The 2,995-nt window shown below is 37.3% G+C and carries 1 protein-coding gene; it reads left to right on the top strand.

Translation table 11 applies throughout. From position 1 onward, the window contains the following. The coding region (locus A6733_RS09060; RefSeq protein ID WP_176696790.1) for a hypothetical protein at window positions 1–2,995 on the top strand (2,995 nt) is incomplete at both ends.

The following is a 2,995-nucleotide window of genomic DNA, read 5'->3' on the forward strand; positions in this document are numbered from 1 at the left end:
GTGAGTACTGAGGGTGTACGTAAAGCTTCTGTGCAAAAACATAGTGCTTCTGTTGCTGTTTCTTCTTCAGCCTTTACTGTTGATTTGGATGTTTTGAGTTCATTGGGTGTTGAGTTACCTCCTGAGAGTGCTCAAATAATTGAAAATCTCTTTTATGAAATGAATGCATTAGCCATGCATACTTACAAGATTATAGTAGTCAAGCAACTACCACCAGGCGTCAGTGACAAACTTAGCGTGGCTGGACGAGCTATTTGGTACTTTACTTATAAGGCAATGTGTGAGGTTGGTTTTGTATCCAGGTGTATTGGTGAATACCATTCTAAGCACCGCCCTAACTTTATAGGTGATCTCCGCAGAATCAGAGAGCTATTAGATTCCACTGACAGTAGTGCATTGCTATTAACTGGAGATAGGTTGTTAGATTTTTTATCGAGACTAGATTGTGCTATCCATAGTAATGTAAAGTCTGTTTTTAACTCTAATTGGAGTGAGGTTTCTGTTGCTATGGAAGAAGAGACCTTGAATTCTATTAGTTGTAAAGATTTTGTTGATGTACTAGAAATTGCGGGTATTCCTCAATTAGCATCATCAGCAATGTCAGAAGCTGTAAGATATGCGAAAAAAAATAAGGGTCATGCGAGTTCTGTTGGAGATTATGATGCTGGATCTTCTCTTGGTTCGTCTGCGGCAGAAATAAAAAGACGCAAGGGTAAAGATGGTGTTTGTGTTCCTATTTCTACTCATGATGAGACAGGTGTAGAGGTTGTTCGTCCTACTGTTTTGATACCACATGTTTTTTCTGAGACGAGTACTCTAGCTTATTCTGCGGTTTTTCTTTCCTCCTCTAGTGTTTCGTTTTCTGTTGAGTGTGTTGATTTGCTTGATGTTAAGTTACATTCTGATAGTGCTAGATTTATTCGTAATCTCCTTTATGACATTCGTAAATTTGCCAAAATTTCTTTCGCACATTCTATTCCTGGTTATATTTCAACGGTATTGAATAGTAAACTTACGGTGCTTGGGAAAGCTATTTGGTTAAAAACATATAAGGAACTGCATCTGTCTAAATTTATGTGTAAGTTCTTTTGTACGTATCATTACAGGTATTATCCTAATTTTATACGTGCTCTGGATAATATTCGAGTATTGTCAAGTTCATCTGATACTACTCTAGTGCCATTGAGTGGAGTTGGGCTACTAGATTTTTTATCGAAACTAGATTGTTCTATTCGTGAGTCAGTGGAATCTATGTTTAACTCTGAGTGGGATGGAGTAGCCAATGGATTTTTTTCTAAACTGGAATATGGAGCATTTAGTACTGTTAGTTGTGAAGATTTTATTGAAATCATCAGTGTTGTTGGTGTTCCTGTGGTAGCACTTTCAAATTTTCAAAGATATGATAAAGGAAAATATCGAAAACGTGCGACAGATAAAGTAGAGACGTCAGGAAGTGGTACTATTGGTCTTGCTCGTTCTTCTACTTTTTCTCCTTCTAATAGTAGAATTTTGAATTCACTAGGTGTTACATTGCTTCCTGAGAGTGCTCGAGTAATTGTAAACCTCTTTTTTAAAATTCATGTATTCGCTAGGCGTATTTACAATAATACTATAAACAAACAACTTCCACCAAGCGTGAGTGACAAACTCACTGCGACAGGACGAGCCATTTGGTATCGGACTTGTAGGGAGATGTGTGAAAATAGTTTTGTATTCAAGTGCCTTGGTGAGTACTATTATAAGCATTGCCCTGGTTTTATACGTGCTCTTCCTAGCATTAGAGTATTGTCTGATTCCGCTGATCGCAATGTAGTGCCTCTAGTTGGAGATAAGTTGCTAGATTTTTTATTGAAACTAGAATGTGTTATCCGTAGTGAGGTGAAGTCTATTTTTAACTCTTGTTGGAATGAAGTTTCCGTTTCTCTAGAAAGGTCATCCTTTAATGCTGTTAGTTGTAAAGATTTTATTGATGTCCTCGACATTGCCGGTATTCCTCAGTTAGCATTATCGGTAATGTTAACAGGCTCCTCATTTCGTGGAAAAAATAAAGACTCAGGTAAATGTACAGCATCAAATGTTACAGGCATTGCTAATTCTTCCTCTTCTAGTTCTCAATCATTACCACATCAGTCTAATCCCGAGTTGTTACCTAGTGAGCATAATCAATCTGAGTCACAATTAAGATCTTCGTTGCCATTGGGTGGTTCCGCCGGTACATCTTACGAATTAGCTTTGTTGTCTTTTGTTGGAGATTTTGGTGATACATCTTCTTCTGATCAATGTGTTGATTTGTTGGGTTTTAAGTTTAATCCTGATAGTGCTAAACTAGTTTATAGGCTCTTTTTCGAAATTCGTAGATCTGCCAGAATGTCTTTCTCGCGTTCGATACTCAATTACGTCTTATCGACTCTTAATAATAGTGAACTTTCGGTTGCCGGGAAAGCTATTTGGTGCAAAACATATAGGGAACTGCATCTATCTAGGTTTATCTATAGGTCTGTTTGTATGTATCATGCTAAGTACCGTCCTGACTTTATACGTGCTCTTGATAGTATTAGAGTATTATCAAGTTCCTCTGATTGCGGGCTAGTGCCATTGAGTGGAAGTGAGTTACTAGATTTTATATCAAGACTAGATTCTGCCATTCATGAGGTAGCAGAGTCTGTGTTTAATTTGTGGTGGGATGAAGTAGTTGATAGATTTTTTTCCAAATTAGAAAATGTATCATTGAGTGATGTTAATTGTGGGGATTTTGTTAGAGTACTCGATGTTGCTGGTATTCCTGTAGCGGCATTTTCAATTTCTCAAGTAAATAAAGGACGTGCGAAAAAACTTGCGATAAGTGAGTGCAAGACATCAAAAAGTGGCATTAAATTTACTATTGGGGCTAAGGATTCAGGAAGTAGTATTATTGATCTTACTCATTCTTCGGCCGTTTCTATTTCGCAACTTAAGTCTGAGCTATCATCTCGATCTGAATTATTACCTAAGGCAA

Origin of the sequence: Candidatus Ichthyocystis sparus, from assembly GCF_900078745.1 — a bacterium.
Taxonomy (GTDB): domain Bacteria; phylum Pseudomonadota; class Gammaproteobacteria; order Burkholderiales; family 2013Ark19i; genus Ichthyocystis; species Ichthyocystis sparus.